The 15,863-nt window shown below is 57.7% G+C and carries 16 protein-coding genes, 1 tRNA gene and 1 pseudogene; 6 read left to right on the top strand and 12 right to left on the bottom strand.

Annotation, left to right across the window (positions count from 1 at the left end; translation table 11 throughout):
- Nucleotides 1–169: 169 nt before the first annotated feature.
- The 3 genes from ACR0C3_RS20070 to ACR0C3_RS20060 all read right to left on the bottom strand — a co-directional run bounded on the left by ACR0C3_RS20070 (nucleotide 170) and on the right by ACR0C3_RS20060 (nucleotide 2,413).
- A complete protein-coding gene (locus ACR0C3_RS20070) occupies nucleotides 170–370 on the bottom strand; it encodes a helix-turn-helix transcriptional regulator (RefSeq protein WP_480760166.1) in 201 nt (66 codons plus the stop codon).
- A gap of 83 nt (nucleotides 371–453) precedes the next feature.
- The gene (locus ACR0C3_RS20065; protein WP_480760165.1) at nucleotides 454–1,152 is read right to left on the bottom strand and encodes a hypothetical protein; all 699 of its coding nucleotides are present in this window, start codon (nucleotides 1,150–1,152) and stop codon (nucleotides 454–456) included.
- On the bottom strand, nucleotides 1,145–2,413 hold the full coding sequence (locus ACR0C3_RS20060; RefSeq protein ID WP_480760163.1) for a tyrosine-type recombinase/integrase: 1,269 nt from the start codon (nucleotides 2,411–2,413) through the stop codon (nucleotides 1,145–1,147). The genes ACR0C3_RS20065 and ACR0C3_RS20060 overlap by 8 nt, the downstream gene beginning before the upstream one ends.
- Before the next feature lie 145 nt (nucleotides 2,414–2,558).
- Between ACR0C3_RS20060 and ACR0C3_RS20055 the strand changes: the two genes are divergently transcribed.
- From ACR0C3_RS20055 to ACR0C3_RS20040, 4 genes and pseudogenes are all read left to right on the top strand, one after another.
- Nucleotides 2,559–2,655: transfer RNA gene (locus tag ACR0C3_RS20055), tRNA-Lys, on the top strand.
- Nucleotides 2,656–3,207: 552 nt separating this feature from the next.
- Nucleotides 3,208–4,794, top strand: a complete 1,587-nt coding sequence (locus tag ACR0C3_RS20050; protein ID WP_480760162.1) for a glycosyltransferase family protein — start codon at nucleotides 3,208–3,210, stop codon at nucleotides 4,792–4,794.
- 398 nt (nucleotides 4,795–5,192) lie between these two features.
- Nucleotides 5,193–5,333 (top strand): annotated as a pseudogene (locus ACR0C3_RS20045) (IS3 family transposase); the annotation flags it as partial.
- A gap of 303 nt (nucleotides 5,334–5,636) precedes the next feature.
- Nucleotides 5,637–5,921, top strand: a complete 285-nt coding sequence (locus ACR0C3_RS20040) for a hypothetical protein (protein ID WP_480760161.1) — start codon at nucleotides 5,637–5,639, stop codon at nucleotides 5,919–5,921.
- Here the strand turns inward: ACR0C3_RS20040 and ACR0C3_RS20035 are convergent.
- From ACR0C3_RS20035 to ACR0C3_RS20015, 5 genes are all read right to left on the bottom strand, one after another.
- On the bottom strand, nucleotides 5,861–6,403 hold the full coding sequence (locus tag ACR0C3_RS20035; protein ID WP_480760160.1) for a DUF3833 domain-containing protein: 543 nt from the start codon (nucleotides 6,401–6,403) through the stop codon (nucleotides 5,861–5,863). The genes ACR0C3_RS20040 and ACR0C3_RS20035 overlap by 61 nt on opposite strands.
- Nucleotides 6,400–7,017, bottom strand: coding sequence for a DUF3833 domain-containing protein (locus tag ACR0C3_RS20030; RefSeq protein ID WP_170661782.1), 618 nt, complete (start codon nucleotides 7,015–7,017; stop codon nucleotides 6,400–6,402). The genes ACR0C3_RS20035 and ACR0C3_RS20030 overlap by 4 nt, the downstream gene beginning before the upstream one ends.
- Nucleotides 7,014–8,237: an MFS transporter gene (locus ACR0C3_RS20025; protein WP_480760158.1), complete on the bottom strand. Its 1,224-nt coding sequence runs from the start codon at nucleotides 8,235–8,237 to the stop codon at nucleotides 7,014–7,016. The genes ACR0C3_RS20030 and ACR0C3_RS20025 overlap by 4 nt, the downstream gene beginning before the upstream one ends.
- Nucleotides 8,237–8,614, bottom strand: coding sequence for a hypothetical protein (locus ACR0C3_RS20020; protein WP_480760157.1), 378 nt, complete (start codon nucleotides 8,612–8,614; stop codon nucleotides 8,237–8,239). The genes ACR0C3_RS20025 and ACR0C3_RS20020 overlap by 1 nt, the downstream gene beginning before the upstream one ends.
- A 121-nt stretch (nucleotides 8,615–8,735) precedes the next feature.
- Complete coding sequence (locus ACR0C3_RS20015) at nucleotides 8,736–10,067, bottom strand: NAD(P)/FAD-dependent oxidoreductase (RefSeq protein ID WP_480760156.1); 1,332 nt, start codon at nucleotides 10,065–10,067, stop codon at nucleotides 8,736–8,738.
- A gap of 228 nt (nucleotides 10,068–10,295) precedes the next feature.
- Here ACR0C3_RS20015 and ACR0C3_RS20010 point away from each other — a divergent pair, with 228 nt between their 5' ends.
- A complete protein-coding gene (locus ACR0C3_RS20010; protein ID WP_480760155.1) occupies nucleotides 10,296–11,021 on the top strand; it encodes an SDR family NAD(P)-dependent oxidoreductase in 726 nt (241 codons plus the stop codon).
- 16 nt (nucleotides 11,022–11,037) lie between these two features.
- On the opposite strand, the gene ACR0C3_RS20005 is transcribed toward ACR0C3_RS20010, so the two are convergent.
- Both ACR0C3_RS20005 and ACR0C3_RS20000 read right to left on the bottom strand, forming a co-directional pair.
- Nucleotides 11,038–12,690 (bottom strand): DUF6504 family protein, encoded by a 1,653-nt coding sequence (locus tag ACR0C3_RS20005; RefSeq protein ID WP_480760153.1) that lies wholly within the window; start codon nucleotides 12,688–12,690, stop codon nucleotides 11,038–11,040.
- Between the two features lie 61 nt (nucleotides 12,691–12,751).
- On the bottom strand, nucleotides 12,752–13,039 hold the full coding sequence (locus tag ACR0C3_RS20000; protein ID WP_419740210.1) for an I78 family peptidase inhibitor: 288 nt from the start codon (nucleotides 13,037–13,039) through the stop codon (nucleotides 12,752–12,754).
- A gap of 130 nt (nucleotides 13,040–13,169) precedes the next feature.
- On the opposite strand from ACR0C3_RS20000, the gene ACR0C3_RS19995 reads away from it, so the two are divergent.
- Entirely contained in the window at nucleotides 13,170–14,282 is a 1,113-nt protein-coding gene (locus tag ACR0C3_RS19995; RefSeq protein ID WP_480760152.1) for an S-(hydroxymethyl)glutathione dehydrogenase/class III alcohol dehydrogenase, read from the top strand.
- Between the two features lie 54 nt (nucleotides 14,283–14,336).
- Here the strand turns inward: ACR0C3_RS19995 and ACR0C3_RS19990 are convergent, their stop codons facing one another.
- Nucleotides 14,337–15,275 carry a DMT family transporter gene (locus ACR0C3_RS19990; RefSeq protein WP_170528657.1) on the bottom strand — a complete coding sequence of 313 codons (939 nt, stop codon included), beginning with the start codon at nucleotides 15,273–15,275 and terminating at the stop codon, nucleotides 14,337–14,339.
- Nucleotides 15,276–15,417: 142 nt separating this feature from the next.
- Nucleotides 15,418–15,831: a group III truncated hemoglobin gene (locus tag ACR0C3_RS19985; protein ID WP_480760151.1), complete on the bottom strand. Its 414-nt coding sequence runs from the start codon at nucleotides 15,829–15,831 to the stop codon at nucleotides 15,418–15,420.
- Between the last annotated feature and the right edge of the window lie 32 nt (nucleotides 15,832–15,863).

Here is a 15,863-nt window from a genome sequence, read left to right as displayed (position 1 = left end):
TACACGCGCAGTGCGTTCGAGGGTGGAAGTTCAGTTTGGATTGTTAGGTTTTGTTCGAAAGTATTCATCTATTGCCTTTCTTTAATTGAAAGACATCGGGCTTTCGGCTATGCTCTTGTTGTCACCCAAAAGAATTTGCCTCCGCCCGTGCCTCGAGTGGGGGTTTCTTTTAGGCAGCGACACGCTGCGATTTTGCTTCCTCGATTAAGACTTGGATTTCGGCTTCAGACCAACGGGTCGTGCCATCCAATTTGACCGGCTCCGGGATTTTCCCCGCAGCGGCCCGACGCCAAACGGTAGCGACACTACAACCAAGAATGGCTGCGGTATCCCTCACTGAAAGTAGGCGGTCTCCTGTGAATGCGTTCATTTTCAACACCTCGCGATTGTCTGCGGTTACTTGCGATGTGTTGAGGCTAAGTGAGTTGTTGAGCGCCGTATAAAGGAGCTTTCCTACCCGCTTGCTGGGGAAAAATCCTTAACTGCATTCCTCGCCCAGGTTTCCGGGCTTGCCATTATATGAGTGGCTGAAAATACATCAGCTACGAAGGTCAGAAAGGGGCCATATGCCGGGGAGCCCTGCTCATAAGAAGCAGTGATGACCGTGGGAGCCGAGCCAGTTATTGTGTGAAACACGCTTGCGCACTCCCGCGCGACGCGAAAAGCAATGATTTCAGTGGGCTTGCGCTTGTTGATGGTTTCGAACTCTGGTCCATCGCCAAATGCAGTGTATACGGACAGAGCGTTTGGGTTTATTGACGCCGCCGCCGAATTCAATATGTCACTCATGATATTCAAGGACTCAACAAGATCCTTCTTGGCCTGCTTGTCAGGTTTTGGCACAGCGAATTCTTCATCGCGGTCAGGGAAAAAACACTTTAGAACCTGCGGAAACCTCTTTCTACCGTGCCATCCGACTCTTTCGAGTTGCTTAGCTGCCGCCGCCAGTGACTTCGCCGCTTTTTCTATGTCCTCAATGTCTTTTTTGGGGTCTCGATCCGAGCGATCCATATCCTGTACTATGGAGGCAGTACTATAGCTCTGTTCCAGCTTTCCCACGTGAATGCGCAAATCATTTTCGTCAATTGACTTGGATAGTTTCTTAATAGCTGCTTCAAGTGAGGCTCTTCGTTGTTCTTTATCGTCAGTCACGAGAACCCCCAATCGCTATTACATCTGCACCTTCCTGAGTTACCAACTCTGCCCACTTGTCCAAAGCAACTGCTCTTTCTGCCAGCAGTTCAGCTTGATTGTAGACGCGGGCAACGGCGCTAGCCTTTGAAGCTGTGGCAGCGTGGTTCAAAACCCGATCCACCACTGACTCGGAAACTCCGCGTTCAGCCAAGTGGGTCGCAAATGCGGTCCTGATATCGTGGAGGCGCCAATGTTCGAATTCGTCACCCAGAAGCCTATCCAAGCGGGCCTTAGCCTTGCTCCAACCAGACACTGGCGTTCGACCAGTCGTGCTGAACAGGTAGTCTTCTTGCGCATCTTCCATCTGAGCCAGTCGCTTTAATGCGCGCTCAACTTCAATCATTGCTGGCTGGGAAAGATGTGTAACGTGGGCTCGCTCGTTCTTTTCGTCGGAGATGGCCTTCTTAAACCGGGTGTTTGTAAGATCCAGTTCGCTTTTGCGTAACCATGTGACTGAACTGCGGCGCTGCACCGTAAGCAGGAGCAGACGAAGCAATGGCCCCCATAAGTCGCCCAGCTCGAATGACTTGGCCCAGATGTCTCGAATTTCAGCAAGCGACAGCACTCTCTCACGAATGCGTTCTTTTGTGGCTCGCTCTAATCGGCCGCCCACATCTTCTTCCAGATATTCCCGACGCCATGCCCAGCGCGTGAAATGCTTGATAGCCGCCCTGATCCTGTTCGCCATAAACAACTTGCCTTCCTTGGCCTTGTCATCAATCGGCTTTTGCAGGCTGGCGCGGGTCACGTCTCCAATTGGCTGGCTAAGGTGATTGCGCAGAGCGTCCTCAAGCTGGCGCTTCCGTTCGCCCCGGCGTTTCAGGGTGGATAGGTGCAGTTGGTCATAGAGGTCCAGCACGTCTTGAAGCGTTTGAGTTGTTGCAGCCGCTCTTTCCTGCTCCCGGCGCGCTTGCTGGGCCTCAAGCACTCTGTCAAATCCGCGTGCAGCCTCGGCCTCAATCTCAAGAGCCATGGAACGGGCCTCTGATAGACCGATTGCCCCATCCTCCCGCTTATCCGGCGTAGACCAAGTGCAGTACGTCCCGAATGTGTGTTTCCGCTTCGCGCCACCCTTTACCCGCTTTTCATACATCCAGACCGCGCGGGCGGAATACACCCGCAGCCGCAGCCCGGTGCGCTTCGTATCCGAAATCTCAATCCGCCCTTCAGCCGGTGGCTTGAGCTTCATAAGGAACGCGTTGGTTAACTCTTTCTTCACGATATCGCCTCTGGGGGACTCATGGGGGACAAAACTGCTGAGATTAGGTGATAAGACATGAGACCAGATTAGACACATTTTATTTGGGGGACAACGGGTAGTGTGCCGGAAGCCACTAATTTAATATGGGATTTTGCGACGTGCTGAGGTTAGTTGCGATTTTATGCGACTAGCCGCCCAAACCATGGTGTTTCTGACTTTTAATCAGTGGGTCGCAGGTTCGAATCCTGCACGGCTCACCACTATTCATGGCGACAGATGACACGAAGTTTGCCTCTTTCGACAGGAGATTGTCGCTTCTTGGAGCTGATTAGTAGCTCTGCACACCGTGAGTTTTTTGCGTGCCGCGGATTTAGGCGCTCTCGATAGTATTCAGACAAAAACCGCGTTCACAAGCGCATTAGCTTGCTGCAGCTTCTGAACTATTTCATCTGGCTTGTGTCTCTTGTTCGACATTCTCGGTCCTCCGTTTCTCAAACAATAACTGTGGTCCAAATTAAATGGGGCATTACAGAGCACTGATACGGCTCCCTATGAGCTAGGACGTGATCGCTCTGCAGTAGTTCACGTAGTTAAAAAAATAAAAGCTAAAGACTAAAATGCTTAGCAGCTAATAGCGAATATGTGGGTCGGACTCGATTGCGTTCAGCCAAAGTAAGGCGCTGCAAGCAGGTTGACCTCTCAAAGTGGCCGCAAAAAATTTGGCTTGACGGGATCGGTTACGCTGAAATCAAGTCGCCCGCGTGACACGTAGCCATCAAATTTATGCCGGAATGACTAGCTAGTTCGCCAACATGACTATTATTGGATCAACAAATGAATATCCGTCTCGTAACGTGGATCGCGCAATAGTCGCAGTTGGCGCACTCACATTCGCTGCTCTCTGCGTCCTCTATTGGCCATTTGTGGCTGACGATGCATACATCGTCGGGCGATATGCGCAGAACGCCGCTGCAGGAAACGGTCTTGTTTACAATATTGGTGAGCGGGTTTCTGCACTTACCTCGCCGCTGCACGCACTGCTGGAAACGGGACTAGCATATTTCGGTTTCGATCCAGTCGCGAGCTATCGGGTCGTTGCACCGATGCTAGTACTCGCAGGCTGGTTTGCGGCAATTCGCGAGACGGGACTACGCGGACAAGCGCTTTTGTTCTTCACCGCTTTGTCGCTATTTTCTCCATTCGTCGTGCTTTGGACTGTTGGCGGTTTGGAGACACCGATACTGTCCTGCCTCGCAACGCTGTTTATATCGCGCCTTGTCGTAGTGTCTCGAATGGGTGCCGCGGAAGGGCGCGACTTTGTTTGGCTCGGATTTTTGGCCGCGCTGATGTTCCTGACCCGCTACGATAGCGTTCTTGTTACCGGACCGGTCTTGCTGGCTATTGTCATGGTCGAGTACCGCCGCCCGACTCTTTGGGGCAGCGCCGCGCTGTGCATTGCTATGGCATCAAGTTGGCTGATATTTTCAGCCCTTTACTATGGCGATATTTTACCAACCTCGTTCTACGTCAAATTGGCTTTTGGTGGACGTGTCGCCCTCGACAGCCTTTCAGCCCTTCTCAACTTTGCCGTCCTATCCGGTGTAGGTTTCATAGTGCTCTTTACGTGGTCAAAGCCGTCAGCAGAGCGCACACCACTATCAAAGGCAATCCTCAGAGGAGCATCCATCAGTGCAGTTATATTTCTGATTTACGCGAGCCGAGCATCCGGTCAGCACATGATGTTTGGCTACCGTCTGTTCGTACCGTACCTCATGGGCGTTAGCCTGCTGTTATCGCAGGCGCTTGCAAAACCTCGCCCTGTGTTGGTTGCGTTGGTTGTCGGATATCAGGCCATCATGGTTGCGGTCGTTGCTTTTGTCGGAATAAACCCCGCGCCCTTAACAAAGTTACCTCCACTAAACCGGGCATACGTGGAGTATGAGTACATTACACCCGCGACATATGGGCAGTTCATGGACATGCTCCTTAACGATGCCGAAGCAATTACGGCGCATTGGCGAGAAGCAGGCCTCAATGGCACCCCGCGCATCTATCTGCGTACCGGTGGCACGGGATATTGGTTGCCGGATTTCTATGTCTACGAAACACTGGTCTCCTATCGTCATGACTGCGGTGTGCCGACGCTCTCGATGGTCGACGCATCGCAATACATGCAGCAGCTTGGATTCAGTCTTTCCGGCACTGTCGTTGAGGATCGCGGGCGCGAACGCGACGATATCCCGAATGATGCGCCACTTCTCTTCGCAACGACTATCGACTGGATGGGCCCGGAAGTGACGGGCTATCTGTTCGGTCCAGAACCGAAGCCACTGTATTTAGGCCCGCAAGTTGGGTCGGAATGCGTTCACGGATATCAGCCTTCTAATAATCAGGACTAACCCAACGGCCCCCGCCGTCATTGCAACTCGTCCGAGTTATAGAGTGATCACCGAGGCGGGCTAGGAGGCTGCTGGATCGTTCACGATAACCAGAACAGGCATCGACCTATTCCCGCCTGTATCCGTCCGTTTGGCGAATGCTGGCGGGAATATGCGGAATAAGAGGATCGTAGAACTGACGCTCGCTTGTAGAGCGGAAGCTGAGGGCCTTCCTTATGAAGTTGTAATGAGTGCCCCCATACCCCCAACCGATTGACAACAGTTACAACACCAACAACGACTTTTTTTGCCGGGATGCCAGTTGTATTTTCGCTAACGTTGCCATGGCTATGGGGGTATGGGCGGTCTTCCCCCTCTGAAACGGTCCTCCGCTAAATTTAGGAGCAAGGAGGAAACACATGGCCAACAAGCGACCAAAGCCTGAAGGGACTGTCACGAATTTACGGCAGGTAGAGGTTCTGACTGGGCAAGGTATGCCGCATTTGGACGCGATCCAGCAGCTTGGCTTGACTAAACAGACCTACTACCGCTGGAAGAAGTAGTACGGTGGAATGGGCATGGACCAATTGAAGGAGCTGATGCCAGGGTTTTGAGGATCGGTTTTAGCTCCACCAAAACGGAAAGCGCTTGAGATAGAGGCGCCGGTCAGTGACACCACCTTTGGTTGCTTGTGAGATTTCCATTTATATTCAAACGTGTTGAAGGGCGACTTTCCAGTGGATTTCCGCCTGCGGAATTCGAAAAAATTGGCAGATTCAGCTAGATTTGCTATCCTTTGACCAAAGGGCGTTAGAAACCCGGGGGCTAAAATCGAGCAGAAATCCGGAAAATCCTCACAGGTGGTGTGGGTAAAAATACCCGAACATCTCAACGGCACCCGGCGCGGGTTGTTCTTCTTGTGGGCCGAGGTCGAGCGGGCGCAGGTGAAAGCCGAAGCTGCGCCTCCGCCCCCCGAGCCACGCGCGCCCGAGGCGAACAAGATGTTCGGTTGGGTCGATGAGTTTATCTTCTATGACCGCGACAGGGCGGAGCAGCCGGATCAGCGCGCCGAGGCCCCGTCGGGCCGTCACAGTTTCTCGAAGAACAGGATGACCTCGCCTATACGGACGCCAAAACGCGAAACATAGGCGCGGTTCAGCAGACGGTCATCTTCCAAAAGCCACATCCAGTCGTCAAAGTTCACACGCATGGTGCCCTCTTTGATCGGCAGGTCGATCTTGTATTTCCAGTTGAACGTATCTCCACGCTCAATCCCGTCAGCAACACCCAACACGCCCGGCGCGGTGCCGGTCCAGGTGTCATCGCCGGTTTTAGTCAGGGTCCAGATGCGCTGTTCGGTTGCGCCATCATCGTAGACGAAATCCTCGACCAGGGTCAGGGTTTCTCCGTCCCAGGTGCCGTCGATCTCAACCGTGAAACGACGCGGCACATTGCCCAGAATGTCTTGGAACTGACCATAAGCCACGGTTTTGCCTTCGAAGAACTCTTCGAGGTTCAGCTGCCGGTCGGACAGAAAGCTTTTGGGCACCCGCGGTTTAGCCGAGCAGGCCGCGAGCAGCGTCAGGCTGGTGATTGCGACCAGTGAGATCAGAAAACGAAGCCGGGTCATTGTAGCGGCCTGTTTTCAGCGTCCGCATCATACCCGTTTGCTCCGGGTACATGCGCGGTCTGCACCTCGGGCGCGGGTCGCATGGTTGCCACCAGTTCCGCCACCTTGAGGCCGAATTTGCGCATCTCTGAGCGGTTCATGATCGCCCCGTTTTCGGTCAGGTACATCCAGTCGGTCACGTCCAGCGTGTGCCCTCCGGCGTCTTCGGGCAGGATGATCCGGTAGGACAGCTTGACAGTCGAGCCCGAGATCACGCCTTTGCCTTCACCGACAATGTCGTCTGCTGTGGCTGTGAACGTGTTGCCGGTGCCCAGTGTCAGATACCACTTTCGGGTCATCTGTTTGCCGTTGGAATAGGTAAACCACTCGGCCAGAGTGCCAGTGTTTCCATCCCATTCACCGACCATGCGCGCGACAAAGCTGTTCGACATCTTGCCATTGGGGCCATAGATCAGCCCCTCGGACAAGATATCTCCGTTCAGGTGTTTGGTCAGGGAAAACTCCGGCCCCGTTCCCGAATAGTCAGCCGGGGATTGTGAGCGAAAGCTCAGGAACCGTCTTTTGACCGCCACGATAACGAGGATGGCGAGCAAAATCACAACAAGCGTATTCATTTGGCTGGGACCTCCGTAGGCAGGGTCAAGACCATCCCGAATGCGCCCAGCTTTAGGATGCAGGGCAGCAGGGCATAGGCGAATGTGAGCGTGTTTAGAGCCTGTGCCGAGTTGGCTTGACCGGGTGAAAAACCGCTGCGTTCCAGCAGGGGCAGGGTGAAAAAGGCAGCGAGCGCGAGGCCCAGCTTGCCAGCGAAAGACCAGATGCCAAATGCGGCCGAGGCATTCAGCCCCGCGCGTGTCAGCACCACGGAAAACATGGCGGGCAGGATCACGATATCCGCTCCTGCGGCTGCGCCCGAGGCCAGGCAGATCACGGCAAAGGCGGTCAGCTCTCCAGCCGAGAGGGTGGCCGCGCCGATGAAGGAAGCGATGCCAAGCGGCATGGCTATCATCAGGGTCTGTTTCGGGCCGATCCGATTGCTGAGTCGCGCCCAGAGGGGCACGCTAGCCCCGGCGCTCAGGAAGAACAGGATCAGTAATGGGCCGGCCATACCGGAAAGTTGCAGTTTGTCCTCGACGAAGAACAGAAACAGCGTGGCTGTCAGGGCGACCGGCAGGCTGTTGATCAGCGCCAGAACCAACAGGCGGAGGGCGCCGGATTGTCCGAGCGCGGTGAATGAGATGCCCTCGCCCGTGATGGGTGTGCGTCGCCATATCGGGATGGTGACGATCAGGGTTAGGAGCGCCAGCGCGCCCAGAAACAAGCCAAAAGCGGGATAGCCCTGTCCCTGCGCGCCGAAGGTAACGAAGAGGGCCGGAGCGCTGGCGGCCAGAACGACTCCGGTCAGTTGCCCGCCTTCGCGGAAGGCGGCGAGGCGCATCAGCTCTTGCGGGTCAGCCTGTTTGGCCAAAGTTGCGCTACGGCCATAAAGCAGGATGGTGCCAAGGCTGTAGGCCGAAAATAGCAGGACGAGGATGGCGACCAGCGCGCCGACGCTGGCCCCGTCCGGCAGGCCGAATAGCAGCGGAAACCCAACTGCCAGCCCAAGCGCCGCCAGAGCGGCAAACAGCAGCTGCCCACCTGGCCAGCGGTCGATGGCCCAGCCGATCAGCGGGTCTTGCACCAGATCGACCAGCCGGATCACCAACAGCACGGTTCCGATCACCCCAAGGCCAATGCCCAAATTCACCGCCGCAAAGCGCGGCAGGTGAATATAGAGCGGGATACCCGCCGCAGCGAGCATCAGCGCATAAAGGCTGACCCGGGGATACAGCATCACTGTCCCTTCAACTGCCGTGTAAAACTGGCGGACCGAGTGTTGTCGCCAAGAAAAATCGACATGAACGATTTCTTGATGCCGGTGTTGGTTAGTGTGCAGGTTTGTGCACCATTGCGCCAAAACCCAACTTTGTTAGGTCCTTCGGATATGGCCAGATAGCTGTCACCTTTGCTGACTGCCTGAAAACAGGTCTCTAGCTGGGCTTTTGTCGGCGCGGGATTGCCTTGCCTCGCCATCTCATCCAGCGTCGACTCTACAAGAGCCTTTTGTGCGAGGTTTTTTCGATAAGTCAGTTGCAACCCGAAATCCTGGGTCCAATTGAATGCCGCTCCAGCAGGCGTGAATAGCTTGGCGTCATAGACAGGCAGGCCCAAGAACCTAAATGTCGAGCTGCCCAAAAGCTTGGGATCACTCAGTTCGCTGGACAGAGGCGACGCCACTGCCCCACCACTCGACAGTAAGGCGATCGACAGCAGCGCTACGCGCAAAGTGGATTTATTCGGCGGCCACATGGATGGCCGGATCTTTTTCAAGAATGCCATTGTCAGCTCCGGTTATGTGCGGGGCGCCGCTCAAGCGGTCGACGACATGCATCGCGCTGGCGATCCCGTCTTCGTGAAACCCGTGCCGGTTATAAGCTCCGGCGTACCAGGTGTGATTCTGTCCCTGCATGTCGCGAATTTGCCCCTGCGCTTTCAACGCGACTTTGTCGAAAACCGGGTGGGCGAACTCGACTTGGTCATAAATCTTGTCCTCGGCAATTTGCGAAGACGCGTTCAAAGATACAAAGAGCGGATCGCTGTCCGGGATGTTCTGCAACCGGTTCATCCAATAGGTCACGCCAACATCCCCGGCTTGTGAGCGATAAGTCCAGCTGGACCAGCAGGCGCGTCGCTTTGGCATCTGGCTTTCGTCACAATGCAGGATCGCGTGATTGGGCTGATAACGGATCGCGCCAAGGGCCGCGGCCTCATCCGCCGTAGCGTTGTCGCCCAGAATGGCCAGCGATTGGTCCGAGTGGGTCGCAAGGATGATCTCGTCAAACTGATCGGCGTCGCCCTGGCTAGTGACCGTGACGCCGGTCTCATTCCGCTGTACGTGATCTACCGGAGCCGCCAGACGGATGTCGCATCCGCGCGACCGTAGCGCGGCATCTATCCGGCGCACATACTCGATACTGCCGCCTTTGACTGTGTACCACTGATGCTGTTTGGCGCGCCCACTGGCCAGCAGGGCATGGTTGCGGAAGAACTGCACCAGCGAGCGGGCCGGGAACTGATCCACAAACTCAACCGGCGTGGACCAGATCGCGCCGCACATCGGCATGAGGTAGTTGTGGCGGAACCAATGACCCAGACGCATCTGGTCCACCAGTTCTCCGATGGTTGTGTCGTCATCCTTCGCGGCATCCGGGGCCTCTTTACTGAAGCGCAGAATGTCCGAGATCATCTTGTAGTAAGACGGGCGCAGCAGGTTGCGTTTTTGAGCTGTCAGAGTGCGCAGCGTGTTCAACCCGTATTCAATGCGGCCATTATCGATGGTCGCGCCAAAGCTCATCTCGCTTTTCTCAACGGGGACGTTCAGCTCATCAAACAGCTTGGTCAGGTGGGGGTAGGTCGCGTAGTTGAAGACGATAAAGCCGGTATCGACCGGTTGATCTCCGTTTTTGCCCGCCATCACGGTTCGGGCATGCCCGCCAAGGCGCGGTTCGGCCTCATAAACGGTAATATCGTGCTGTTCTGAAAGGTAGTAAGCTGCGGAAAGTCCTGAAATGCCTGCACCTATGACTGCGATTTTCTTGCGCTCGCCTCGCGTTTCGTCGAACATGTGATCCCCTTAAGTGCGACATTTATCTAGGGATACGTAGCAGGTTCTGACGCGGATCAATCAGGTTAGATTATATTTCCCAACGCACTATATTGTGACTTCGTGGCAAAACTCCCTCAGCTGGGGATGATCCGACCGGTTGGCTTGGTCGTAAAATATACATGATCGTTGAAGCAGAACCGAAACCGCGCATGGGGCGTCGTTTCATGGTTCCACGATAGGGCAGGCATGACCGGTTTCGAAGGAAAGACGTATTGGATTGTAGGCGCGAGCGAAGGGCTCGGGCGCGCTTTGGCGCAAGCGCTAAGCGAGCGCGGCGCGCATCTTGTCCTGTCGGCGCGCAATGCGGATAGGTTGGCCGAGATCTGCGCAACCCTTCCCAATGCGCGTGCGGTGCCTTTTGACGTGACCGACCTTGAGGCCGTGCGCCGTGCCGTGGCCGAAGTCGGAGAGGTCGATGGTCTTGTCTACAACGCCGGAGCCTATGAGCCTATGCGCACCGGTGATTGGGATACCGAGGCGGTCTTGTCGATGACCGACGTGAACTACACTGGTGCCCTTCGAGTGTTGGGTGAAACCGTGCCGGGCTTCGTGAGCGCCGGAAGCGGGGATATCACTCTGATCGGTTCTCTGTCCGGCTATCGCGGTTTGCCTGCGGCGGTGGGCTATGCGGCCAGCAAGGCGGCCTTGGTCTCGCTGGCCGAGACCATGCGGTTTGATCTGGCGGGTACGGGCGTGACGGTTCGGATAGTCAATCCCGGCTTTATCAAAACCCGCCTGACCGAGAAGAACAACTTCAAGATGCCCATGCTGATGTCGGCCGAGGATGCGGCAGAGCGTGTGATCAAAGCGATGTCGCGCCGCCGGTTCCGCACCGATTTTCCAGCTCCGTTTTCCTGGGTGATCCGGTTGCTGGACTATCTGCCCGATATCCTGATTTATCGCGGAAAATAGACCCTAATTATAGCGTCTAGCCAAATTGCCCCTGGCAGAACCAGCCTGCGGACATAGTGCCTCCATGGCCATAAAACAGCCAGAGCCTCTCCCCCTGTTCGGTCACCACAACCCAGTAATCGCGCACGCCGCTGCGCCAGTTGGGGTCATCCAGCCACCATTCCGGCGCGATCCGTTCCGGGCCGGTGGCTTGTGCCAATTTCCAATCACGCCCGCGCCAGCGAAAGGCGGAGGGCACATCCGGGGTTTCCGGGGCCATTACCGGCTCGGGCTGCCACATCTGCAGGGGGCGCGGGCGTGGCGGCGCAGGCCAATCTCGCGCTGGTTCGGACCATGCCGCTGCTAACACTTGCGCGGTTTTCTCGGGGATATGCGATGCCGCAGGGTGACGCCGAGTGATGACCTCCAGCCCCACCCGTGCGCCCAACTTGGCCATAAGGTCTTCGACGGCGGTGTTGCCCTCCAGCCGGTTGCGGGCCACACGGCGGGCCTCGGCATGACCGGCGATGGTGCGGGCGTGGATGGGTTCCGTCTGCATCGCCTCAAGCCGCAGCATGTCAATGCCATAGCCCGCGTCGATCTTGTCGACTTTCATCTCTAACAAAGGGCGAATGCGGTGTTTGTCATGAGTTGGCCGGGCCAGCCCAACCTCGATGACCTCGGCCGCCTGATCGGCACGATGAGCCTCAAGCCGCAGGGTCCGGACGCCGCGGCCCTTTTCTTCCAGCTTGGTGCAGAGTGTCGGCAGAACCCGGTCGATGGCGGCCATCACATCTTCGACCAACCCAATCGGATTGGGCAGAGTCATCCGCACCGCGAAGTGATGCGGCGGGTGGGCCGGAGAGACCGGCTCGGGCGCGCTGCCCATCGCCTGATCCAGCCGCAAGACCAGCCCACGTCCGAACCTGCGGGCGAGGGAGGCGCGGGGTTGGCCCAGCAGATCCCCGATCCGCCGCAGGCCCAGACGGTTCAACTGCGCGACCACCTGATCCTCGAGCCGCAGCGCCGCGATGGGCAGCGGGCTGAGCGCCCCATAAGACTGCCCCGGGGCTGCGATCCGCGCCCCGCCGCCCAAGGCCACCACTTGCGGTGCGGCCCCGCCCTTGGTCCAGTGTCGTCGCTTGCTGGCCCGGGCACGGGTGGCGCGGGCCTCTTGGCTGATGGCGTCGCCGTTGCGGTCGGAGATGGCCTCTTGCCCAGCATAGCGCGCCAGCGCCCAGGCCGCGCCCAATGTGTCTGCAATGCCCATCTGCACGCTCAGGCCCATATCGGCGCAGTCGACCTCAAGCACGCGTAGCAACGCTTCTTCCCCGCCAAACAGATGCGCGCAGCCCGAGAGGTCAACGATCAGCCCGTCCGGAGCCTCTTCGGCGACCCAAGGGCTGAACTTGCCTGCCCAGCGGCGCAACGCGGTCAGGAACGCGGCTTCGGCCGGGGCGTTGCGGTGCCGCGTGATCAGGGACGCACACATGGCATGGGCATCGCGCACCGGCTGACCCACCTGCAGCCCGGCGGCCTGAGCTTCGGCGTTCAGAGAGGTGATCACCTGCATGTTCGACTGCTCGGCCACTACAGCCAAAGGCCCGACATGCAGCCCCCGCGCGGCGCGGATCAGCCGTTCAGCCCCCAGACGGGGAAACCAGAGTGAGAGTATTCGGCGTTTTGGCATCGGCAGACATCAAAATGTTCCCACTTTGTTCTTGCCCGAGAATCAGCGCTCGAGTCCACCCCTACCCGCAAGTCAGGCGCTGAATGATGCCCGCACCGTTCACGAAGACATTCAGCCGGTCGATACGGTAATCCTGTGTCGCAATGTCATTGGGTCCCAACACCCGCGCGCGCTCGGGCAGGCTGGCCTGAATGGTCGAAACCGGCTGGCCGATGGAATCCGCAAACGGATCGCCTTTGCAGAAGGCTAGATCGACAGGCGCAGCCTCGGGCTCAAGGTCTGCACCTTGCGGGGCAGAGGTTTCAGCGCAGGCGGCCAGAAGGATCAGGATCGGGATAAATCGGTGCATTGGCGTTCCCCAGTATGACAATGTCGTTTCTGCAATATCAAATGTTTAGCCAATCTGCCATGAAAGTGCAGTTGAAAACACCCTGCATTTGACGCAGGGTCGGGTCAAACAAGACTGGGAGACAAGCACCATGCGCACCCGTGCAGCCGTCGCCGTTCAGGCTGGCAAACCTTTGGAAGTGATGGAGGTGAACCTCGAAGGCCCCAAGGCGGGCGAGGTTTTGGTCGAAGTGAAGGCCACCGGCATCTGCCATACCGATGAATTCACCCTGTCCGGCGCAGATCCCGAAGGCCTGTTCCCGGCCATTCTGGGCCATGAAGGCGCAGGCGTCGTGGTCGAGGTCGGCCCGGGCGTCACCAGCCTGAAGCCGGGCGACCACGTAATCCCGCTCTACACACCCGAATGTCGTGAGTGCGAATACTGTCTGCATCCAAAGACTAACCTGTGTCAGGCGATCCGCGAGACTCAGGGCAAGGGCCTGATGCCCGATGGCACCTCGCGCTTCTCGACTTTGGATGGCGACCCGATCCTGCACTACATGGGCTGCTCGACCTTCGCCAACCACACTGTCCTGCCTGAGATCGCGCTGGCCAAAGTGCGTGAGGACGCACCCTTCGATAAGATCTGCTACATCGGCTGCGGCGTCACCACCGGCATCGGCGCTGTGATCAACACCGCCAAAGTGGAAATCGGTAGCCGTGCCATCGTGTTCGGTCTGGGTGGTATCGGCCTGAACGTGATCCAGGGCCTGCGCCTTGCCGGAGCCGACCAGATCGTCGGTGTCGACCTGAATCCATCAAAGGTCGAAATGGCCACCAAGTTCGGGATGACCGATTTCGTTAACCCGAAAGAGGTCGAAGGCGATCTGGTGCCCTATCTGGTCAACCTGACCAAAGGCGGAGCAGACTATACGTTCGACGCGACTGGCAACGTCGGCGTGATGCGCGACGCACTGGAATCAGCGCATAAGGGCTGGGGTGAGTCGATCATCATCGGCGTTGCACCTGCCGGTGCCGAGATCTCCACCCGTCCGTTCCAGCTGGTGACCGGACGTTCCTGGCGCGGCACCGCCTTTGGCGGCGCGCGGGGCCGGACCGATGTACCCAAGATCGTCGACTGGTACATGGAAGGGAAGATCGAGATCGACCCGATGATCACCCACACCATGGGTCTGGACGACATCAACCACGGTTTCGACCTGATGCATAAAGGCGAGAGCATCCGCTCGGTGGTGATCTACTAAGGCTCTAAACCAGTTGAATTTGCCTAAGCGGCGCGCTGTCTGGCGCGCCGTTTTTCATTCGCCGGGTCGTGATGCGCCGGTATCCGACCGGGGGGATCGCACACGCAGAACCGGCGTGTTGGCTGAAGTGGTGTTCGACCGGCTTTCGCGCCAGACGACGAAGATGCCCGAGGCGATGATGACGCTTGCGCCGACCGCAACCCAACCATCCGGGTGTTCGCCAAAGAAGATCATGCCGAACAAGGTGGCCCAGATGATCTGGCTGTACTGGCTGGGGGCCACGACACCGGCCGGGGCCGCGCGATAGGCCAGAATGATCAGATGCTGGGCGATGACCGAGAACACGCCGACCAGCGCCATCATCGCCAGATGTAGCAGCGAAGGCGGCTGGTAGACTGCCGGTTGCATCAAGCTCATGACCACGATGGCCAGCAGCATCGGGTAGAGGATCAGCACGGCCGAGCGTTCCTCATTCCCGATCTTGCGCACCAGAACAGAGCCTAACGCGCTGCAAAACGCGGCTGTCAGGGCGGCCATGTGGCCGAGTGTGATATCCGTCGCGCCGGGGCGCAGGACGATCAGAACACCAATCAGGCCAACGCCGACTGCAGCCCAACGTTGTACACGCACGACCTCTCCTAGAATCGGAATCGACAGGACCGTGACGAACAGGGGGAAGGCAAACAGCAGCGAATAGACCTCGGCCAGAGGCAGGACCGAAAAGGCATAGAAAGCGCAGACCATGGATGTGACCATCAGGGCCGAGCGCAGCAGCACCAACCACGGGTGATGCGGCAGGAAATTCCCGGTCGTGCGGTCCGTCAGGATCGTCACCGCCATGGGCACGAAGGAAAACAACGTGGCGAAGAAGATGATCTGCATCACCGAATAGGTCCCGCCCAGCACTTTGATCAGCGCGTCATGGCTGGCAAAGACCGCGAATCCCAGAAACGCGAAACCAAGTCCCCGGAGGGTGGTGTTTTGAGTGCTCATGATCTGGCCTCAGGCGATGTCGGTGTGGTGGCTTTAAGCCGGCGCAGCCAAATGGGCTGTCTTTTCCCTGAGTAGACGCATTTTCCCGGACCGCATAGCCCCTATTTTACCGCTAACACAGCAAAGCCGCCATGTTGTGAGATCAACGCAGGATCGGCGGCGCATCCTTGGGCTGTCGAGCGGATTGGACGCCCGCCTTCATCCCCACACCGATCCGTCGGGCCAGCGCGACCCAGGGGTTGGCCGTTTCCTGTGGTAGGGTTTGGGTGGCGACCTCCTCGAACAGGTCCAGCCAATGAGCGAACATCTCGGGCTGCACGTCGGGTCTTTCGCTGTGAACACGTTGCGGATTGCCGTTGTAGCTGCGCTCAAAAAGGATGGCGTTGCGCCAGAAGGCGGCGATCTTGTCCTCATGCGCGGGCCAGTCATGGACGTGCTTGTTGAACACCGGCCCCAGAACAGCATCCTCGCGCACGCGGGCATAGAAGGCGTGGACCTGCGCGTTGATCTGGGCCGGTGTGGCGGGAAAGCGGGGGGGCAAGGTGGGTCTGGTCATGGTGGTCTCGGGTTTCGACTCTAGCCCGGGAC

The organism is Ruegeria sp. CK3 (assembly GCF_056536565.1).
Note: the sequence above shows the minus strand (reverse complement) of the source record. Positions and strands in the feature narration are given on the sequence as shown.

Coding starts and splice junctions, on each gene's coding strand:
- ACR0C3_RS19985 (WP_480760151.1), bottom strand. CDS start 15,831: ATGACCAGACCCACCTTGCCCCCCCGCTTTCCCGCCACACCGGCCCAG.
- ACR0C3_RS19990 (WP_170528657.1), bottom strand. CDS start 15,275: ATGAGCACTCAAAACACCACCCTCCGGGGACTTGGTTTCGCGTTTCTG.
- ACR0C3_RS20030 (WP_170661782.1), bottom strand. CDS start 7,017: ATGAATACGCTTGTTGTGATTTTGCTCGCCATCCTCGTTATCGTGGCG.
- ACR0C3_RS20010 (WP_480760155.1), top strand. CDS start 10,296: ATGACCGGTTTCGAAGGAAAGACGTATTGGATTGTAGGCGCGAGCGAA.
- ACR0C3_RS20005 (WP_480760153.1), bottom strand. CDS start 12,690: ATGCCAAAACGCCGAATACTCTCACTCTGGTTTCCCCGTCTGGGGGCT.
- ACR0C3_RS20035 (WP_480760160.1), bottom strand. CDS start 6,403: ATGACCCGGCTTCGTTTTCTGATCTCACTGGTCGCAATCACCAGCCTG.
- ACR0C3_RS20015 (WP_480760156.1), bottom strand. CDS start 10,067: ATGTTCGACGAAACGCGAGGCGAGCGCAAGAAAATCGCAGTCATAGGT.
- ACR0C3_RS20070 (WP_480760166.1), bottom strand. CDS start 370: ATGAACGCATTCACAGGAGACCGCCTACTTTCAGTGAGGGATACCGCA.
- ACR0C3_RS20050 (WP_480760162.1), top strand. CDS start 3,208: ATGACTATTATTGGATCAACAAATGAATATCCGTCTCGTAACGTGGAT.
- ACR0C3_RS20025 (WP_480760158.1), bottom strand. CDS start 8,237: ATGCTGTATCCCCGGGTCAGCCTTTATGCGCTGATGCTCGCTGCGGCG.
- ACR0C3_RS19995 (WP_480760152.1), top strand. CDS start 13,170: ATGCGCACCCGTGCAGCCGTCGCCGTTCAGGCTGGCAAACCTTTGGAA.
- ACR0C3_RS20000 (WP_419740210.1), bottom strand. CDS start 13,039: ATGCACCGATTTATCCCGATCCTGATCCTTCTGGCCGCCTGCGCTGAA.